Here is a 2275-nt window from a genome sequence, read left to right on the forward strand (position 1 = left end):
TGTAGTGCAGGCGCACGGTCTGGGCCTTGATGGTGATCCCGCGCTCGCGCTCGATCTCCATGGAGTCGAGCACCTGCTCCTTCATCTCGCGCTGGGTCAGGGCGCCGGTTTCCTGGATCAGGCGATCAGACAGGGTCGACTTGCCGTGGTCGATATGGGCCACGATGGAGAAGTTGCGGATGCGCGAAAGAGGCGTCGTCATGCGACGGGCTCTATCACATCCGGGCGAATGCGCGAGGGGCCGTGACGCCTCAGACCCCGCCGACGCGCTGCGGTCGCACGCTGACCCTGGCCAGCACGTGCTCGGCATAGGCCGGGCGGCGGGCCAGCCGCCGATACCAGGCCTGGAGGTTTTCCAGGGGCGGCGCGGGCAAGGACTCCGGGACGCGGAACCACCGGTGGACGATCACGCCGAGCGCCAGATCGGCGACCGTGAGGCGCTCGCCCATCAGATAGTCGCGCCCCGCCAGGCGTTGTTCGGCCGGCTGCAGCACCAGGGCGGCGTCGCGCAGGCTTCGGGCGATGTCGTCGAGGTCAGGAGACTCGCGACGATAGGCCGTGCGAACCGCCCCCACCGCCCGGCCGGCCGCCGCCGACCAGTCCATCCAGGCCTGGGCCCGCCACCGCTCGCGGCCCGTCGGCCACAGGCCCGCCTCGGGATGGCGCTCGGCGAGCCACCCGATGATCGCGCCAGATTCCCAGAGGCTGAAGCCGTCCTCCAGGGTGATGGCGGGAATTCGGCCGGTCGGACTGATCGCCCGGAAGGCGGGGTCGTCATTGCCGCCGAAGGCGCCGCCCCAATCTTTCCGGGCCCAGGCCGCGCCCACCTCGCCCAGGGTCCACATGACCCGCGCCGTCGCCGAGGAATCGGCCCGCCCCCAAACCGTGATCATGACGTCCTGATTCTCCCTGGCGCATCCGGTCCATAGGCGCGGCCCGCGACGATCCGCCGACACGGCGCAGGGTCGACGCCCCACAAGGCGCGCCCTTGTCGGCGAGGGCGAACAGCGTTCGAAGGTAGGCTATGACGTCATCGAGACGGCTTGATCGACCAGAAGGAGAGCAGCTCCGATGAACGGCCTTTGGGAGCGCATCGCCTACTTCTTCGATTCCAACGCCCTCAATCCCCACGGCATCTGCCTGATGTGGCGACCGGAGTTGATCTGGACCCACGCCATTTCCGACGTTCTGATCGGGCTCGCCTACTTCTCCATCCCGCTGGCCCTGGGGGTCTTCCTCTGGCATCGCCGGGACGTGCGGTTCAGCTGGGCGATCTGGATGTTCGTCGCCTTCATCATGCTGTGCGGGGTGACCCACTTCATGATGGTCTGGACCCTTTGGAACCCGGACTATGGGATCGAGGCCCTGATCAAGGCGGGCACGGCCGCCGTCTCGGTGGTCACCGCCTTCGCCCTCTGGCCGCTGCTGCCGCGGGTGATCGCCCTGCCCTCGCCCACCGAGCTGGAACGGCGGATCGCCGAGCGCGACCAGGCCCTGGCCGAACTGCGCGCGGCCATGGACACCATGGTGGAGATGCGCGAGCACGAAGCCCGTCAGAAGCTGTTGCTGGACGAGCTGAACCACCGGGTGAAGAACACCCTGGCCTCGGTGCAGTCCATCGCCGTCCAGACCCTGAACGCCGAACAGGAGCCCAAGGCCGCCAAGGCCACCTTCGTGGACCGGCTGATGGCGCTGTCGGCCACCCACAACCTGCTGGTCAAGCACAGTTGGGAAGGCGCCTCTTTCGCCGAGCTGGTGCAGGCGAGCCTGGATCACTATGGCCAGCCCTACAGCCTTGAGGGGCCGGACCTCGCCATGGCGCCCAACACCGCGGTGACCCTGGGCATGGCCCTGCACGAACTGGCCACCAACGCCGTGAAATACGGCGCCTGGTCGGGCGGCGGGCGGGTGAGCCTGACCACCGAGTTCCAACCGGCCCGGGACGAGGTGATCATCCGCTGGCGGGAGACCGGCGGCCCCCCTCGCCAGGATACGCCCGGCCAGGGCTTCGGATCGCGCCTGCTCAAACAGGGCGTGGCCGGCGACCTGGGCGGAACCGTGAGCCTGGACTTCGCCGCCACCGGACTGGTCTGCGAAATCCGCGCGCCGGCCGGTCAGAGATTGACACCCCGCGCGGCGGCCTGACCCTGGCCGCCGGTCACCATCGACGCCTGGAGCGCCAGGCGCGACCCTCAAGACCCCGAACCGCCGGAGTACCCCGCCCGTGAAATTCGTATCCTCCTTCAGCCTCTATGTTCTGGGCGGCCTGGTGGCC

3 protein-coding genes are annotated in these 2275 nt (G+C 68.8%); 1 reads left to right on the forward strand and 2 read right to left on the reverse strand.

From position 1 onward, the window contains the following. Together V7D28_RS14945 and V7D28_RS14950 are read right to left on the reverse strand one after the other, a co-directional pair. The coding region (locus V7D28_RS14945) for a GTP-binding protein (RefSeq protein ID WP_333588174.1) at positions 1-202 on the reverse strand (202 nt) is incomplete at its 3' end. Positions 203-251: 49 nt separating this feature from the next. Further along, entirely contained in the window at positions 252-893 is a 642-nt protein-coding gene (locus tag V7D28_RS14950; protein WP_333588175.1) for a glutathione S-transferase family protein, read from the reverse strand. Positions 894-1071: 178 nt separating this feature from the next. Here V7D28_RS14950 and V7D28_RS14955 point away from each other — a divergent pair, with 178 nt between their 5' ends. Next, positions 1072-2145, forward strand: a complete 1074-nt coding sequence (locus V7D28_RS14955; protein WP_333588176.1) for a sensor histidine kinase — start codon at positions 1072-1074, stop codon at positions 2143-2145. Positions 2146-2275 lie beyond the last annotated feature (130 nt).

This window comes from Phenylobacterium sp. (assembly GCF_036723115.1).
Taxonomy (GTDB): Bacteria; Pseudomonadota; Alphaproteobacteria; order Caulobacterales; family Caulobacteraceae; genus Phenylobacterium.

Excerpts from the sequence above, each read along its gene's own strand:
- V7D28_RS14950 (WP_333588175.1), bottom strand. The coding sequence starts at position 893 with ATGATCACGGTTTGGGGGCGGGCCGATTCCTCGGCGACGGCGCGGGTC.
- V7D28_RS14955 (WP_333588176.1), top strand. The coding sequence starts at position 1,072 with ATGAACGGCCTTTGGGAGCGCATCGCCTACTTCTTCGATTCCAACGCC.